At 57.0% G+C, this 15,776-nt stretch carries 18 protein-coding genes and 1 tRNA gene; 17 read left to right on the plus strand and 2 right to left on the minus strand.

From position 1 onward, the window contains the following. Window positions 1-8: 8 nt before the first annotated feature. Window positions 9-173, plus strand: coding sequence for a DUF2922 domain-containing protein (locus I2B62_RS05405; protein ID WP_347707797.1), 165 nt, complete (start codon window positions 9-11; stop codon window positions 171-173). A 68-nt stretch (window positions 174-241) separates the two neighbouring features. Continuing rightward, on the plus strand, window positions 242-826 hold the full coding sequence (locus tag I2B62_RS05410; RefSeq protein WP_195267977.1) for a D-Ala-D-Ala carboxypeptidase family metallohydrolase: 585 nt from the start codon (window positions 242-244) through the stop codon (window positions 824-826). Window positions 827-897: 71 nt separating this feature from the next. Here I2B62_RS05410 and I2B62_RS05415 read toward each other — a convergent pair whose 3' ends face one another. Both I2B62_RS05415 and I2B62_RS05420 read right to left on the minus strand, forming a co-directional pair. Further along, the gene (locus tag I2B62_RS05415) at window positions 898-2,769 is read right to left on the minus strand and encodes a PTS mannitol transporter subunit IICBA (RefSeq protein ID WP_195267978.1); all 1,872 of its coding nucleotides are present in this window, start codon (window positions 2,767-2,769) and stop codon (window positions 898-900) included. 74 nt (window positions 2,770-2,843) lie between these two features. Further along, entirely contained in the window at window positions 2,844-4,115 is a 1,272-nt protein-coding gene (locus tag I2B62_RS05420) for a zinc-binding dehydrogenase (RefSeq protein WP_195267979.1), read from the minus strand. A 189-nt stretch (window positions 4,116-4,304) separates the two neighbouring features. Between I2B62_RS05420 and I2B62_RS05425 the strand changes: the two genes are divergently transcribed. The 15 genes from I2B62_RS05425 (at window position 4,305) to larC (ending at window position 15,736) form a co-directional block, all read left to right on the plus strand. Beyond that, entirely contained in the window at window positions 4,305-5,072 is a 768-nt protein-coding gene (locus tag I2B62_RS05425; protein WP_195267980.1) for a DeoR/GlpR family DNA-binding transcription regulator, read from the plus strand. 72 nt (window positions 5,073-5,144) lie between these two features. Beyond that, window positions 5,145-5,507, plus strand: a complete 363-nt coding sequence (locus I2B62_RS05430) for a hypothetical protein (protein WP_195267981.1) — start codon at window positions 5,145-5,147, stop codon at window positions 5,505-5,507. A 49-nt stretch (window positions 5,508-5,556) separates the two neighbouring features. Further along, window positions 5,557-6,342 carry an HAD family hydrolase gene (locus I2B62_RS05435; protein WP_195267982.1) on the plus strand — a complete coding sequence of 262 codons (786 nt, stop codon included), beginning with the start codon at window positions 5,557-5,559 and terminating at the stop codon, window positions 6,340-6,342. An 862-nt stretch (window positions 6,343-7,204) separates the two neighbouring features. Next, window positions 7,205-8,134 carry a transglutaminase-like domain-containing protein gene (locus tag I2B62_RS05440; RefSeq protein ID WP_207735955.1) on the plus strand — a complete coding sequence of 310 codons (930 nt, stop codon included), beginning with the start codon at window positions 7,205-7,207 and terminating at the stop codon, window positions 8,132-8,134. Window positions 8,135-8,145: 11 nt separating this feature from the next. Then, entirely contained in the window at window positions 8,146-9,198 is a 1,053-nt protein-coding gene (locus tag I2B62_RS05445; RefSeq protein ID WP_195267984.1) for a type II secretion system F family protein, read from the plus strand. A gap of 30 nt (window positions 9,199-9,228) precedes the next feature. After that, window positions 9,229-9,534: a hypothetical protein gene (locus I2B62_RS05450; RefSeq protein ID WP_195267985.1), complete on the plus strand. Its 306-nt coding sequence runs from the start codon at window positions 9,229-9,231 to the stop codon at window positions 9,532-9,534. 14 nt (window positions 9,535-9,548) lie between these two features. Beyond that, window positions 9,549-10,061, plus strand: coding sequence for a DUF4860 domain-containing protein (locus I2B62_RS05455; RefSeq protein ID WP_195267986.1), 513 nt, complete (start codon window positions 9,549-9,551; stop codon window positions 10,059-10,061). Then, entirely contained in the window at window positions 10,058-10,492 is a 435-nt protein-coding gene (locus I2B62_RS05460; protein WP_195267987.1) for a hypothetical protein, read from the plus strand. Before I2B62_RS05455 ends, I2B62_RS05460 begins: the two co-directional genes overlap by 4 nt. Next, on the plus strand, window positions 10,492-10,935 hold the full coding sequence (locus tag I2B62_RS05465; RefSeq protein ID WP_195267988.1) for a hypothetical protein: 444 nt from the start codon (window positions 10,492-10,494) through the stop codon (window positions 10,933-10,935). The genes I2B62_RS05460 and I2B62_RS05465 overlap by 1 nt, the downstream gene beginning before the upstream one ends. Beyond that, window positions 10,936-12,003, plus strand: a complete 1,068-nt coding sequence (locus I2B62_RS05470) for a PilT/PilU family type 4a pilus ATPase (protein WP_195267989.1) — start codon at window positions 10,936-10,938, stop codon at window positions 12,001-12,003. A 70-nt stretch (window positions 12,004-12,073) separates the two neighbouring features. Beyond that, a complete protein-coding gene (locus I2B62_RS05475; protein ID WP_013378785.1) occupies window positions 12,074-12,436 on the plus strand; it encodes a metalloregulator ArsR/SmtB family transcription factor in 363 nt (120 codons plus the stop codon). 207 nt (window positions 12,437-12,643) lie between these two features. Beyond that, window positions 12,644-12,718: transfer RNA gene (locus I2B62_RS05480), tRNA-Gln, on the plus strand. Window positions 12,719-13,008: 290 nt separating this feature from the next. Then, complete coding sequence (larE, locus tag I2B62_RS05485) at window positions 13,009-13,824, plus strand: ATP-dependent sacrificial sulfur transferase LarE (RefSeq protein WP_195267990.1); 816 nt, start codon at window positions 13,009-13,011, stop codon at window positions 13,822-13,824. Then, the gene (gene larB / locus I2B62_RS05490) at window positions 13,821-14,573 is read left to right on the plus strand and encodes a nickel pincer cofactor biosynthesis protein LarB (RefSeq protein WP_195267991.1); all 753 of its coding nucleotides are present in this window, start codon (window positions 13,821-13,823) and stop codon (window positions 14,571-14,573) included. The genes larE and larB overlap by 4 nt, the downstream gene beginning before the upstream one ends. 8 nt (window positions 14,574-14,581) lie before the next feature. Beyond that, window positions 14,582-15,736 carry a nickel pincer cofactor biosynthesis protein LarC gene (larC, locus tag I2B62_RS05495; protein ID WP_195267992.1) on the plus strand — a complete coding sequence of 385 codons (1,155 nt, stop codon included), beginning with the start codon at window positions 14,582-14,584 and terminating at the stop codon, window positions 15,734-15,736. The last annotated feature ends 40 nt before the right edge of the window (window positions 15,737-15,776 follow it).

Below are 15,776 nucleotides of genomic sequence, written 5' to 3' on the forward strand. Positions count from 1 at the left end.
AATTCAGAATGACCATTCCGCATTACAAAGAGGGCATCACCGACGAGGAGGTCAAAACCGGCGCGGCCGGCATCGTGGCCGACGACATCTTCAAGCCCGAGGGCTTCGGGCTCACCAGAATGTCCGGCGCCAAGCGCGTGGACACCACCACCACCGACGTGGCAGTCGAGTAAAAAAAGGGCGAAAGCCCTTTTTTGATGGCGCGGCTCCCCACCGCGCCGCAGCAGAAAAAGGAGATTTAATGAGAAAATTTTACAGACGCATATTCATTACACTGACAGCCGTGCTGGTCGTGGTGACCAGTGGTGTGTTTTTCACCAGCTTTCAGGCCGGGCCGCCAGAACCGCCGGTTCTCCAGCCGCCGCCGGTGACCGCGCCCGGGCCGGAGGTATCGGAGCCTGAGCCGGCGCCCGAGACCGAGACACCGCCAGATGGGTCCGTCATTGAGCACCCCCTGCCCGAGGATCCCATTCACACCGACGGCCCCTGGGCGTCAGCCCACTTTCTGATGGACGAGTATGCCTGTGACTGCGCAGGCTACTGTGACGGCTGGCCCGCGCAGATGGACCCGGAGCTCCTGGAAAAGGTGGAGGCGCTGCGGTGTGTGTTTGACCGTCCCATCATCATCACCTCGGGCGTCCGGTGCATAGAGCGGAACACCGAGGTGGGCGGCATTGAGAACTCCTGGCACCTGAGCGGCCACGCCGCGGATCTGTACTGCCCCGGCGTGCCCTATGACGAAGTGGCCGGCGCGGCCCGGGCGCTGGGGCTGGGTGTCATCGAATACCCGGACCGACAGTTTGACCATGTGGAGATATGGAGCTAGAACACAGAGTCCAAAAATCCAGTAAAGCCCGCACGGAATGTGCGGGCTTTCTTTTGATATGATGATGAGGCTTACGCCTGTGTAAAGAATACCTGAAGCGCCTCTGGCGTTTTATCCATCAGGGCGTCGACGGCCTCTGGTGTGGCCAGCTTGGTGGCGATATTGGCCAGAATGTCGAGGTGGTCGTCGCCGGCACCGGCGATGCCGATCACCACCTTTACAGTGACCTCGTCCCAGGGGGTGCCGTCAGGGAAAAGCTGGAGGGACAGGCCGGTCCTTTGGATTTTGGCCTTGGCTTCCTCGACGCCGTGGGGGATGGCGATGCCGTTTCCGATATGGGTGGCGAAGGAGGCCTCGCGGGCGAGCATGGCCGGGATATAGTCGGCCTCCACATAGCCGCCGTCCACCAGCATCTGGCCGGCCCGGCGGATCACGGCTTCCTTGTCATCGGCGGTGCAGTTGATCCGGATGTTGGCAAGGGGCAGGATATCGGAGCCATTTCCGGCGGTTTTGTTCTCAGGCCCGCTGACGGCTTTCTCGCGGCTGGACGGGGCGTTTTGCTGGGACAGGCGGGCCGCCAGCACATCGTACTCCGGCGCATTCATGAAGTTGGTAATCAGCACAAGTTCTGCCTGGGGCGCGCTGTGAGCGGCCCGTTCCCTCAGGTCCTGATGGGTGACGACAATCTGGGCGTGGGACGGAATATCGGAGACAGAGGCGTGCTCCACCGTGATGTCGCTCCGGCCCGCGGCGTTCAGCTTTTTGCTGAGAACCGTGGCGCCCATGGCGGAGGAGCCCATGCCCGCGTCACAGGCAAAGACAATGTGGCGGATGGCAGACACGTCGGTATCCGGGCTCAGGACAGGCGCGTCCTGGCCCTTTGAGGCCGCTTTCATGGCGTCCTTTTTAGCGATGGCGTCCTCCAGGTTTTCATCCTTGCCAAAGACTTTGAGCAGGGGCAAGGCAATGGCGAAAGAGACCGCCGCCGCGACTGCCACACCGGCCAGCACGCCCAGATAGCCGCCACTCTTGGGGACCATGGCCATGATGGCGAGAATGGAGCCCGGCGAAGCCGGCCCGACCAGCCCTGCGCCCAGCAGGTTAAAGGTAAAGACGCCGGCGGCTCCGCCGCCCATAACCGCCAGCAGCAGGACAGGATTCATGAGCACATAGGGGAAATAAATCTCGTGGATACCGCCGAAAAAGTGGATGATGATAGCGCCCGGCGCCGTATCCCGCGCGCTGCCCTTACCGGCGATACAGTAGGCCAGCAGGATGCCGAGACCAGGTCCGGGGTTGGATTCCATGAGGAAAAAGATGGATTTGCCAACCTCCTGAACCTGCTGTAATCCGAGGGGTGTCAGGATACCGTGATTGATGGCGTTGTTCAGGAATAAAACCTTGGCCGGCTCAATAAAGAGGCTGGCAAGGGGCAGAATGTTGTGGGTTACAAAGAACTGGACGCCGGAGGCCATGGCGCTTGTGGCGGCCAGCATGGCAGGCGCAAAGACATAGTAGGCCAGAATGGCGAGAATGCCGCCGAGTATGCCCACGGAAAAATTGTTGATCAACATTTCAAAGCCAGCCTTGATGTGTCCTTCGACCAGCGCGTCAAATTTTTTGATGACCCAGCCGGCAAAGGGCCCCATGATCATGGCGCCTAAAAACATGGGCACATCGGTAGCCACGATAACGCCCATGGTGGCGATGGCCGCCATGACGCCGCCGCGGGAGCCGCCGGTGAGCTTACCGCCCGTGTAGGCGATGAGCAGTGGCAGCAGATACTGGCTCATGGGGTCCACCAGCTGGGCAAGCTGTTCGTTGGGCCACCATCCGGTTTTGATAAAGAGGGCGGCGATCAGCCCCCAGGCGATAAAGGCCCCGATATTGGGCATGACCATACTGCTTAAAAAACGGCCGAAAACCTGAACTTTCTCTTTCATGATACTTCTCCTTCAAAATTTACAAAATGTGTTAATAATGGTGTCGGCTCAGTGCTGTCAGGTGGCGGGTGTGCTTACGCTTCGGTGCAAATGCCAAAATGCTCAAACAAAATGGCTTCAGCTTCATCGTTCCACAATCCGTTGTGGGCAGCGCAGCAATCGGCCAGTTTTTTAAACAGCGGGTCTGTCTCTCCCAGTTTAGCAAAATCTTCAATGGCCGTCAAAGGCAGATCGAACTGCGTGTAGGTCAGCTTTTTACCGCCGGGAAGCTTTGGCAGATTCTGGGTCGCTTCTGCGATGCTGTCAATGCCGCCGATGTGGGTAACCATGACCGACGGGTCGATCACGCCTTTGGCGGCCAGGGCGTTGGCCTCGATGAGGTCGTTGTTGTCGCCGCCGGTGGTTCCCATGATATGGCTGCTGGTGTAGTGGACATTGTACAGGTTAATGCCGGCCATAAAGTTTTTGTCAGAGGGACCGGCAAAGAAGTTCATGCAGCCGTCAAAGGCCAGCAGCCGGTCGCCCAGCTCAGCCACCTGGCGGATGGGAGCGTACACAAAGACGTCGTCGTAGCCCAGTCCTCCGGAGAGGGCCATCAGCTCTGCGTAAGGGTCCTCCGAGGACGCGGTATTGACGTAAACCAGCTCGATGCCCTTCTGTGCTGCGTGCTCCGGTGAGATCACCTCCTTGGCCCGTTCGATACGGGCGTCATCGATGTCGGTCACCACAATGCGGCGGGGCTTGTTCTCAAAGCTGAGGCCGTATTCCACTGCGCCCAGCCCCATGGGCCCGCAGCCGCCCAGAATAAGGATACTGCCGTCGGCCTTGGTGCCCATGGCGTGGCGGTGGTCCCGTTTATTGGTGTGGTAATTGGAGTGGTAGCCGCCGATGATGCAGCTCATGGGCTCACCCAGAGAAGCCTTGTAAAAGCTTTTGCCATCGTAAGGCATCAGGCAGCCCAGCTCCATGACTTCGTGGGGCATGATGCAGTAGGTGGTGGCGCCGCCGCACCATTCGTAGGAGTAGCCTGGAGAGTCCAGCTTTCCTTTGTAGTTGAGGGCTGGCTGCTGCGCGAATTTCTGGCCGGGCTTAAATTGGTCCTTCCATTTTTCGCCGACCTCCACGATCACACCGGCAAACTCATGGCCGATGATGACCGGATGGGTGTCCACGTTCTGGGGGCAGCGCTTGTGTGCCTTGCCCTGATCCACCAGTTTGTAGGTCGACATGCAGATGCTGTCGCTCATAACCTTGACCAGAACCTCGTCGTCCTTGATCCTGGGCAGCTCAAATTCTTCCAACCGTAAATCATCTTTTCCGTAGAGACGGACTGCTTTCGCTTTCATCTTTATACCTCGCTTCTTTAAAATCACAATAATTCGCCAGTAAAACAAATATATTTCACAACTTATCCAAAGTATAACATTGCGATTAATTGCTGTCAAGCGGAAAATCAAAATTATTCGCATTTTTATAGTTGTGATTGGTTGGAAAAATATGTTAAAATAGTAAAAAAGAAGAGGGAGGCACAGAACATGAGCAAATCACTGACGGCAGACCGGCGGAACCGGATCGCCCAGATCCTGATGAAGGAGGGCAGCATCAAGGTCGGGGAGCTGTCCGAACGCTTTGGCGTCTCGACCGAGACCATCCGAAAGGATATCATCTATCTGGAGGAGGAGGGCATCGCCACCAAAAGCCACGGCGGCGCCATCGCCAAGAGTGACTTTGTGGAGCGTCCGTTAAACGTTAAGGAGTCTGAGCACGCCGACGCCAAGGCGGCCATCGCCACTGCTGCCATGCGGCTGCTCCACCCCGGCTGCGCTGTGATCCTGGATACGGGAAGCACGACTGGCGCCATCGCCAGGCAGCTGCTCTTAAAGGAAGGCCTGACCATTTTCACCAACTCGGTGACCATTGCGGCCATGCTGGCCGAGTCGGACAACGCGGTCTACCTGTTTGGCGGCCTGGTTCGCAGCAGCAGCAAGGCCGCGGTGGGCGACTGGGCCACCGGCGCGCTGGCGGCTGTGCACGCTGACATCGCGTTTTTGGGCTCTGACGGCTTCAAGGGACTGGCTGGCCCGTCAACGCTGTCCTATGAGGAGGCTGAGTTCAAAAAAAAGGTCATCGCGGCCAGCACAGCCACCTACACGGTGTGCGACAGCAGCAAATGCCAGAGCGCCGGCCTGTTCGCTTACGCGGGCTGGAAGGACGTAACCGGGCTGATCATCGACCAGGGCGTGCCCGACGGCGTCGCGAAGGACATCGCAAAGGAGACCCGGGTGATCCTGGCAAAGCACTAGGCAAAGGGCGGTGAGCCCATGGTCAAAAGATTTCAGGGGACCCGGACGGGCCCCGTCAAAGGTGGTATATTCATGAATTATAAGATCATCTATTTTGAGGGCGAGAACTTTACGGCGCTCGCAGATTTTAAAAAGGCTTATATCCTTGACATCGACGGCGTGGCGACCATCATCGCCTATGACAAAGGGCAGCGGCTTGAGCTGCGGGACATTCGCAGCGTTACCACAGAGGAGATGAAGGATTTTGGAACCCTGCTTAAAATTGTGACAGACCGCCAGACCGTTTACGCGGCGGTCGTGATCGTCAGCTTCAAGGGCGGAATGGCAGTGGCCCACAATGTCAAAACCGCCAACCTGAAGGTTCAGCTGGAAAAGCTGGCCGGCCTGGACGGTCCGGTAGAGCGTTACGGGTATTACGAGGTGCGGAAGAAGTAGGCCATTCGGAAGAAAAACAACTGAAAAAACAAAACGAAAGAGGAAAAACATGAGGAAAAAAATACGCGTCGCTTTTTTTGATATTGACGGGACTCTGGCCAGCCACCGGGTCGAGAGCAGCAATTTTCTGGACCGGGTGCCGGAATCGGCGCGGCAGGCGCTGCGCGAGCTCCGGCAGAACGGTATTCAGCCAGTCATTGTGACGGGCCGTGAGCCCAGTGTGATCCGCCAGTTTGTGGCCGACCTGGAGATGGATACCTACATTGCGGCCAACGGCCTGAGCCTGACCCACCAGGGTGTGGAGGTGTGGCGGCAGCTCCTTGAGCCGGAGGTGGTGGCAGAGCTGCTGGGTGAGCTCCGAAACGTCAGCGGCGTGGCGGTGGTGCTCGAGAGCACGGCAGGCAATGTGCTGTGCTGGAATGAAAGCCCCTACGCGGTCGATTTTGATGTGAGCATTGAAGGCGCGCCGGAGCGGTCACGTCAATACGGCGTGTACCAGCTTGCCATCATCGGCGACGGGCTGAAGGGCCGGATTGAGACAAAGCAGAAGGGATTAAAAACCCGGGTGGTGGCGCCGCTGGTGCTGGACATTCTGCCGGAGGCGGTGTCTAAGGCGTCGGCCATCGAGCGGATGCTGGAGCTGCTCGGGCTGGACCGCTCCCAGGCCATTGCCTTCGGCGATGAGGAGAACGATCTGGAAATGTTTGGCGCGGTGGATTACACGGTGGCTATGGGCAATGCCATTGACGCGCTCAAGCAGACCGCCACCTATGTGACCGACAGCGTGGACGAGCACGGCATCTACAACGCCTGCCGCCATTTTGGCCTGGTTTAACGCAAAAAAAGGTAAAAGCCCTTTCGGGCTTTGGGTAGGAATCTCAAAGCGGCAGGCAGTTTGAGCAGAGGATTGCCTGGGTTTGAGACGATCAAAATTGGCAATTAAATACGATGGTTTCTGTTTTTGGAGAATGGTTCGGATGTTATGGTCAGAACATAGAGTTAGGCGCGGGCAGAGGATTGGGGAAATCGCCGGGCCGCGAATCAAACAGAGGAGTACTGGTTTGTTTTATGAAAAAAACCATCCGAAAAAGGTAAAAAAACTTTATCAGGTTATTTTGAGGCCTGCATCATATTTAATTGGATTAATATTATAATAGTCGCCTGTGTTTGTCAACGATAAAACTGTAATTGATTACGAATTTAAAACCGAAAGGCCAGCCTTTTTGTCCTAAAAACAGGCCCGACTTTGTTTGATAAATGTTTATCAAGTAAAATGGGCGTTAAGGGTGTGTTTTCCAGGCGTAAAAATATAAAAAGACATGCTAAACCAACCAAAAAAGTGAGGGATTTCGGGCCAGGAATAGAGGGCTTTTATCCATATTAAAGCTATTTTCAGGATTTAAAGGTTATTATTAATCTGGTTAATAAAAGAATAAGGTTATACTTATTAAAGGATTTTAGAAAAAAGGGGTGCTTTTTGTTGCCTTTTTTACAAAGCCAAACGGGCGGTCCGGAAAGCGGTTTTGTAAAAAGCGGCAAAAAAACGGCTTTATCTTTAAAATTTTTCCAGTTTGTAAGCAATTTACTTTAAGAGTGTTTATTATTGACTATAAAATATGCTATAATGAAAACAAAAAAATTGCTGAAACTATTTTTTATATCTGCACGGTAGCCTGTGCGCCGTGCAGCGGAGAGGGATGGTGAGACCCATTAAGAAAATTAAATATCTTCTGACTGTTTTTTTATGTCTTCTGATGGGTCTGTCCAGCGCGGGCTGCGGCGGTTCGGAGGCTTCGGAGAGCGGCACCTACACGCTGCCGGAGCTGGTGGTTCCCCAGTACGCGGGCGCGGACACGTCGAGCTGTGATGTGGGCGGCTTTGACACCACGGGGGCGGACAGCGGCTACGTGATGGCAAGCTACACGGGCGATGTGGCCGCGAAGCTGCAGGTGGTTAAGGACGGTGTGAAGTACAATTATGATATACCGGCTACAGGCGAGTACACGATCTTTCCGCTCCAGATGGGCAGCGGTACCTATTCCATACGGCTGCTGACCAATGTGGCCGACAACCGGTATACCGCGGTGCTGGAGGAGGACGTGGACGCCGCCATCGGCAGTGAGTTCGCCCCTTTCGTGGTGCCCAACCAGATTGTGGATTACGACGCGGGCAGCGCCTGCGTGGCCTTTGCCCGTGAGCAGGCCGCAGACAAGAGCTCGGATGCCGATGTGGTCAAGGCGGTTTACGCCTACATCAAGGACCACGTGACCTACGATGTGGCCAAGGCCCAGTCGCCGCCGTCGGGCTACATCCCGGTGGTGGACGACACCTTTGCCACCAACACGGGCATCTGCTTTGACTATGCCTCGCTGGCCGCAGCTATGCTGCGGTCCTGCGGTATTCCAACCAAGGTGGAGACCGGCTATATCTCGCCGTCGGGCATATACCATGCCTGGAACGAGGTCTACGTAAAGGATTCGGGCTGGATCGAGGTCGGCTTCAAGATTGACGCCAACACCTGGACCCTGCTGGACCTGACCTTTGCGGCAGGCTCCTCGAAAAGCGACCTGTCGGGCTTTATCGGCGATGGCAATGACAATACCTATGAAACGCAATATACCTATTAGGGAGGTACAGAATGGGACGAGTAAATAAAAAACAGGCCATGAGCTCCGCGGAACTGTCCGCGCTGTTTACCAGCATGTCGATGGTGCTGGATTCAGGCGTAACCGTGAACGACTGCCTGTCAATGATGGCGCAGGACGCAGAGGACAGCCGCTTTAAGCGCACACTGGAATTGGTCGAGAAGAATCTGCTGGAAGAATACTTCCTTTATAAAGCCATGGGAAAAACCGGCGGCTTTCCGGAATACGCGCTGGGCATGATCGAGGTCGGCGAGACCTCTGGCCGCCTGGCGGAGGTGCTGGCCTCTCTGGGCGATTACTACCTGCAGGAGGACAGCATCAAGAAACAAGCTAAGAGCGCGGTTTTAAGCCCGCTGCTGCTCATCGCCATGATGGCGGTGGTGGTCCTGTTTCTGGTGTACGCCATTATGCCGGTGTTTAAAGATGTATTCCGGCAGCTGGGGGTGGACCTGAGCGGCGCCTCGGGCAACGCGCTGGCCTTTCAGGCCGGAAACGCCATCATGCTGGTGGTGGGCGTGGTGCTGGTTCTGCTGCTGGCCTGCGTGCTGTTCTATGTGTTCAGCCCGGCGGGCAAGCGGTTCTTTAATGGGCTGGCGGAGCGTTTTGTGGTGACACGGGATATTTTTTACCGGCTGGACGCGGCCCGCTTCATGGGCGCGCTGTCCATTCTCATGACCAGCGGCATCGCCATGGAGCAGGCCCTGGGGCTGGCCAGGCAGACGGTGTCGAGCCAGGTCTTTGGCCAGAAGATCGACGCCTGCATGGCGGCGGTCGAGCAGGGCGAGCCCTTTGAGGAGGCGGTGTTAAAAACCGGGCTGCTTAAAGGCGTCTATGCCAAGGTGCTCATGGGCGGCAGCAAGAGCGGCTCCCTGGACCGGGCCGCCGCGCACATTTCTAAAATTTATTTTGAGGAGGCCCAGGATAAGATCGACGGACTGATCGCGGTCATCGAGCCGGCGCTGGTCTCGCTTTTATCCATCGCCATCGGCGCGGTCCTGGTCGCTATCCTGCTGCCGCTCATCGGCATCATGTCCAATATTGGCTGATGGGCTGCTCTGCGGAAAGAGGGAATATTCATGGAAACAAAAAAGAATAAAATACATTTTCTGCCCTCGGTCATCATCTTTGCGCTCATCGTGCTCCTGGTATGGCTGCTGTTTGGCCGGGCCACAGCCAGCATGGATACGGACGGCGGCCAGACGCTGGAAACAGCCCTTGAAAACTCAGCGGTGCTGTGCTATTCCCTGGAGGGCTTTTATCCGCCGAGCTTAGACTACCTGACGGAAAACTACGGCGTGGTGGTGGATCAGGAGCACTACATTGTCCACTACGATGCCTTCGCGTCCAATATGATGCCGGACATCCGCGTGGTGCCGAAATAGGAAAGGAGCCGCATATGTTTCATAACAAACAAAACGAGAGCATGCTGTCAACCTTTGTCCTGCCTATTTCGCTGGTCTGTCTTTTCGCGCTGTCGGCGCTGGTGCTCACCTTTCTGGGCTCCGGCAGCTACAAGCACATCAAGGCCAACTACGATGCTACCTCCGAGGCCACTGTAGCGGTCTCCTACCTGAGTACCAAGGTGCGCCAGAATAACCGGGAAAACGCCATTACTGTGGTACCCGGTGCGGACAGCGACCGGCTGGAAATTGTGGAAACCATCGGGGATAAGCTTTACTGGACGGTCATCTACTGCCAGGACGGCGTCCTGTACGAGAGCGCCTTTCTGGACGGACAGGCCGGAGGCGCTGAGGCCAACGCCATGCGCATCGCGGACCTCAGCGCCCTGCGGGTGAGCGCCGCCCAAAACGGGCTCCTGAGCTTCGAGGTGACCGGCAGGGACGGCGTGGTGCACGCCTTTTCCCAGAGTATCGTCGGTGCGGCCGTGGAAGCGGGTGATGCAGAATGAAACAGCGCTTCAGATCATCAGGCTTTTTTGTGGAACTCATCATCACCATTGTGTTCTTTGCTGTTGCCTGCTGTATCATTGTGCAGCTCTTTGCCAAGGCAGGCCTCGTGAGCAGCGAAGCCCTGGACCGGCGCAGTGCGGCGGCCCAATGCCAGACCCTGTGCGAGACCATCAAGGGCACCGGCAGTCTGGACAGCGTGCTGAAGGACGGCTGCTATGAAAAAACCAGCAGCGGCGTTCGTGTTTATTATGACCGGGACTGGCAGATGACGCCGGAGGCCACTGCGGTGTACAGCATCGCGGTGGACACGGAGACCGAGGCGCAGGCGGCCGGAAGTCTTGAGCGGCTGCGCTTCGAGGCCTTCAAAGGCAGCGGTTCCCTGTACGTTATGTCGGCCGCCCGGTATTTTGAAGCAGGGGAGGTGCAGTGATGCGTAAAAACAAGCAGGGCATGAGCGTGGGTGTCGTGTCGCTCATTATGATTTTTGTGGTTTTTCTGCTCGTCAGTCTGGCGGTGCTGAGCCTGACCACCGCGTCGGCCAATGCGCGCATGGCTGACAAATCTCTGGCCATGCAGAACGCCTACTACGAGGCGGACGCAAAAGCCCAGGAGACGCTGGCCCAGATCGACGGCGTGCTGGTGGAAAGCGGTCCGGACGCCGCTGCCCTCAAGGCCCTGAACCGGGGCGTGGCCTACGAGCCGGAGACCGGCCTCATCCGCTTTGACACGAAGATCAGCGATACCGCCACGCTCAAAAGCGAGCTTCGGGTCGAGGGTAACCGTTTGGCTGTGATCCGCTGGCAGACCGTGACCGACGGCGAGTGGCAGACCGACAACAGCGCAAAGGATTTATGGAAGGGAGGCGCCGAGTAAATGGAATTACTGGATTATTTAGAGGAGTCTGTGGCCCGCAAGGCATCGGACATTTTCATCATCACCAATTTTCCCTGCTCCTACCGCATCGACGGCAAGATCGTCCAGGGCGGAGGCGATGTGTTCACGCCCCAGGAGACCGAGCGCCTGATCCGCGAGATTTACGGGCTGAGCGGCGGCCGCTCCATCGAGACCTTTGAGCAGAGCGGCGACGATGACTTCTCCTTTGCCCTGAAGGGCATCGGCCGTTTCAGAGCCAATGTGTACCGCCAGCGCGGGACGCTGGCAGCGGTAATCCGGGTGGTTTCCTTCGGGCTGCCAGACCCGGCGGCGCTGTCCATACCGCAGACCGTGCTGGACCTCAGCCAGAAGAAGAACGGGCTGGTGCTGGTGACCGGGCCTGCGGGCAGCGGCAAATCCACGACGCTGGCCTGTATCATTGACAAGATCAACCACGAAAAGAGCGGCCACATCGTGACCATGGAGGACCCCATCGAGTATATCCACCGCCACAACCAGTGCATTGTGACCCAGCGGGAGATCCCCCACGATTCCCAGAGCTACGTGACAGCTCTGAAGGCGGTGCTCCGGCAGTCGCCGGACGTTATCCTGCTGGGCGAGCTGCGGGACCTTGAGACCATCGAGATCGCCATGACCGCAGCCGAGACCGGACAGCTGGTCTTTTCGACCCTGCACACCACCGGCACGGCCAATACCATCGACCGGATCATCGACGTGTTCTCCGCAAACCAGCAGCACCAGATACGCACCCAGCTGTCCATGATCCTGCAGGCAGTGGTGTCCCAGCAGCTGGTGCCCACTGTGGACGGCAGCCTGACGCCGGCCTTTGAGATCATGCTTGTCACGCCGGCCATCCGCAACATGATCCGGGACGGCAAGGTGCACCAGATCGACTCCGCCATTTTTTCCGGAACCAAGGACGGCATGTGCACCATGGATACCAGTCTGCTGGAGCTGTACCGGCAGGGCCGCATTACCGAGCAGACCGCGCTCATGTACAGCCAGAACCACGAAACCCTGGCCCAGAAGCTTAAGGCGGCCAAATAAAAAACTTTACTTTCAGAGCCTGGTTCGGTACAATATATATGAATGATCATTCATATGAAAGGAAAAATCCATGATTGACAAAAACGGAATAGAGCGATGTGATTTTGCCCACGCCCATGAAGATATTGTGCGAACCGTCATGGACCGCATGCCCGACGAGGAGACCCTGTACGACCTCGCCGAGCTGTTCAAGGTTTTCGGAGACTCCACGCGGGTCAAAATTCTGTGTGTGCTCTTTGAGGCCGAGATGTGCGTCTGTGATATCGCCGAGCTGCTGAGCATGAGCCAGTCCGCCATCTCCCACCAGCTCCGGGTGCTCAAGCAGTCCAAGCTGGTCAAAAACCGGCGGGAGGGAAAAACGATTTTTTATTCTCTGGCTGATGAGCACGTCCGCGCCATCTTTAACCAGGGAATGGAGCATATAATGGAATAGTCTAAAGGGTGGGGCGTGAAGCGCCCCGCTTTTTTGTGGCAAAAGCCTGAGTCCGGGACGCTGCCGCCTGGTTTTGCGGCAATCCTGGCCGGGTCGGGCGCTGGTTTTGCGGGCTTTTAACTTTTTGAAAAAAATCGAAATTATTTTCTTGACAAATCCTGTAAAAAAAGCTAAAATAAATATCGTGCTCAGAACGGAGTACGTTGTAGGGGTGTCGCCAAGCGGTAAGGCAATGGACTCTGACTCCATCATTCGCAGGTTCGAATCCTGCCACCCTTGCCATTTTGTTTATCGGATCAGCATTGCTGATCTTTTTTATTTTTTGCACAGAAGTGTCAACCTTTAGCCGTGAATCTTATGGGATCAGGCTTTTATTTCCCCGTGATCGGGCGTATAATATGGCCATTCTAAGAAACCGGAGGCGCTGCGGCTCCAGACCAGCGGTCATCCGGCTTTGACAGGGGGTGAGCGAAGGAAATGGGCAGATGTAAGATCAGCTTTAAAGCTGGTCTTTTTTTTATGGTCAGGAAAGCGTATAATAAGGGTATTAATGAAAATCAGGAGAAAAAAAGATGAACACTTTAGATAAGGCATTGGCCGGCAAGCTGGACAGCCTGAAGGCTGTGATCCGGGAATACAACAAGCCCTGCATCGCTTTTTCCGGCGGCGTTGACAGCACCCTGCTGCTCCGGGTGGCTGTGGAAGCTCTGGGCAGCGCGGCAGTGCCCATGATCGTTAACGGCAGCATGCTGCCGCGGTCCGAGTTTGAGAGCGCCGAAGCGCTGGCCCAAAGCATGGGCGTCGATCTTTGTGTGCTGGACGTGGATGTGTTTTCAGTGCCGGAATTCGTAGAAAACGGCCCGAAACGCTGTTATTACTGTAAAAAGAATATCTTTACCCAGATCAAGGGACACGCCCAGGAGCTGGGCTGTGACGTGATTTTTGACGGCTCCAACCTGGACGACCTGAACGATTACCGTCCTGGGCTTCAGGCGCTGGAGGAGATGATGGTGGTGAGCCCGCTCATAAAGGCGGGGCTGACCAAGCAGGAAATCCGGAGCTTGTCCGCCTGGTACGGGCTGCCCACAGCCGACAAGCCGGCCATGGCCTGTCTGGCGACCCGCATACCGGGCAGCGAGCCCATCACGCGGAAAAAGCTGCTGATGGTGGAGCAGGGCGAGGAGTGCCTGAAGGTGCTTGGCCTGCGCCAGTACCGGCTGCGCTATATGGGCAGCGTGGCCAAAATCGAGTGCGCCGAGGCTGATTTTGAGCGGCTCATGGGCCGTCGGCAGGAGCTGGTGGACAACCTGAAGGCCATTGGATTTAAGACGGTCACGCTGGACCTTTCAGGCTACCAGTGCGGCAGCATGAACGAGGTGAAAAAATGAACGCTGAACAGCTGAAAACATTATTGACACAGGTGAAGAATGAGGACACCAGCGTCGAGGACGCACTGGAGCAGCTCAAGGAGCTGCCCTACCACGATCTCGAGTACGCCAAGGTCGATTACCACAGAGAGCTGCGCAATGGCTTTCCGGAGGTCATCTACAGCCCTGGCAAGAGTCTCAGCCAGATCCGCGGCATTGTGACAGACATGCTGGCCCGTACCACAGGCAATATTCTGGCCTCCCGCGCCAGCGAGGAAGTCTACGAGGCCATCCGTGAGCTGACGCCGGACGCGGTCTATTATAAGGAAGCCCGGTCAGTGGTGGTGAAGCGCGAGCCCTACCGCGTGTCTGAGGGCACCATCGCGGTGGTGTCGGCGGGTACCTCCGACATTCCGGTGGCAGAGGAGGCCGCGGTGACGGCGGAGGTCATGGGCAACCAGGTGCGGCGGCTGTACGACGTGGGCGTGGCTGGCATACACCGGCTGCTGGACAACGTGGACGTCATCAACCAGGCCCGCGTCATCATCGTGGTGGCGGGCATGGAGGGCGCGCTGGCCAGCGTGGTAGGCGGCCTGACGGACAAGCCAGTGGTGGCAGTGCCCACCAGTATTGGCTACGGCGCCAACTTCGGCGGCGTCTCAGCCCTGCTGGGCATGCTGACCTCCTGCGCCGGCGGCATCGGCGTGGTCAACATTGACAACGGCTTTGGAGCCGCCTGTCTGGCTTCAAAAATTAATCAACTGCAATAGGAGAAATCATGAAAGTATTATATTTTGACTGTTTTTCGGGCATCAGCGGCGACATGACGCTGGGCGCCTTTCTGGACATCGGTGCGGATCCCGCGCATCTGGAGCGTGAGCTCGCCAAGCTGGGCGTGCCGGGCTTTCATCTGGAAATTGAGAAAACCCAGAAGCGCGGCATCACCGGCACCAAGTGCCACGTGGTCATGGACCGCCACGAGCACGCCCACCGCCATTTCAGCGATATTGTGGACATCATTGAGAGCAGCGGCCTGGACGAGGCGGTCAAAAAGACCGCGATCGCCATCTTCCGGCGTGTGGCCGAGGCTGAGGGCAAGGTACACGGCGTGCCCATGGACCAGGTACATTTCCACGAGGTGGGCGCAGTGGATTCCATTGTCGACATTGTAGGCGCGGCCATCTGCTTCCACGACATTGCGCCCGACGTGGTTTACGGCTCCGCGGTGAACGCGGGTCAGGGCTTTGTGAAGTGCGCCCACGGCCTGCTGCCCGTGCCCGCGCCCGCCACGGCGGAGATCATCGGTAAAACCGATTTTCCCATTTACGCGAAGGGCGTGGACGGCGAGTCCGCTACCCCGACGGGCATGGCCATTCTGGCAGAGCTGGCGGCCTATTCGGCCGGCTTTCCGCAGATGGCAGTGGACACCATCGGCTACGGCTTTGGCGACCGGGAGTTTGAGGTTCTGAACGGCCTGCGGCTTTTTGTGGGCCACACGAACGATGAGGCCTGCGGGATTCTGGTCATGGAGACCAATATTGACGACATGACCGGAGAGACGGCCGGCTACGTGCTGGAGGGTCTCTTTGAGCAGGGCGTGCGCGATGCCTTTTACACGCCCATTTACATGAAGAAAAACCGGCCGGCCATCAAGCTGACCGTGATCTGCGACGCCGAAAAGGCTGAGGCGCTCACCCGCTACATCTTCGCCGAAACCAGCAGTATCGGCCTGCGCAAATACAAGGTGGACCGGGCTGTCATGCACCGGGAGATCGAGACAGTGGACACGCCCTACGGGCCGGTGCGCGTCAAGGCCTGCACCTACGACGGCATTGCCAAGCGCAGCCCGGAATACGAGGATCTGAAACGCATTGCCGCCGAAACCGGAAAATCCTTTATGGAAATCGGAGCCGCTGTTTATAAATGTCTCTAACGGGGTAAAATTAAACTGAATTTAAAGAACTCTGTGTTAT

Source organism: Eubacterium sp. 1001713B170207_170306_E7 (genome assembly GCF_015547515.1).
Taxonomy (GTDB): Bacteria; Bacillota; Clostridia; order Eubacteriales; family Eubacteriaceae; genus Eubacterium.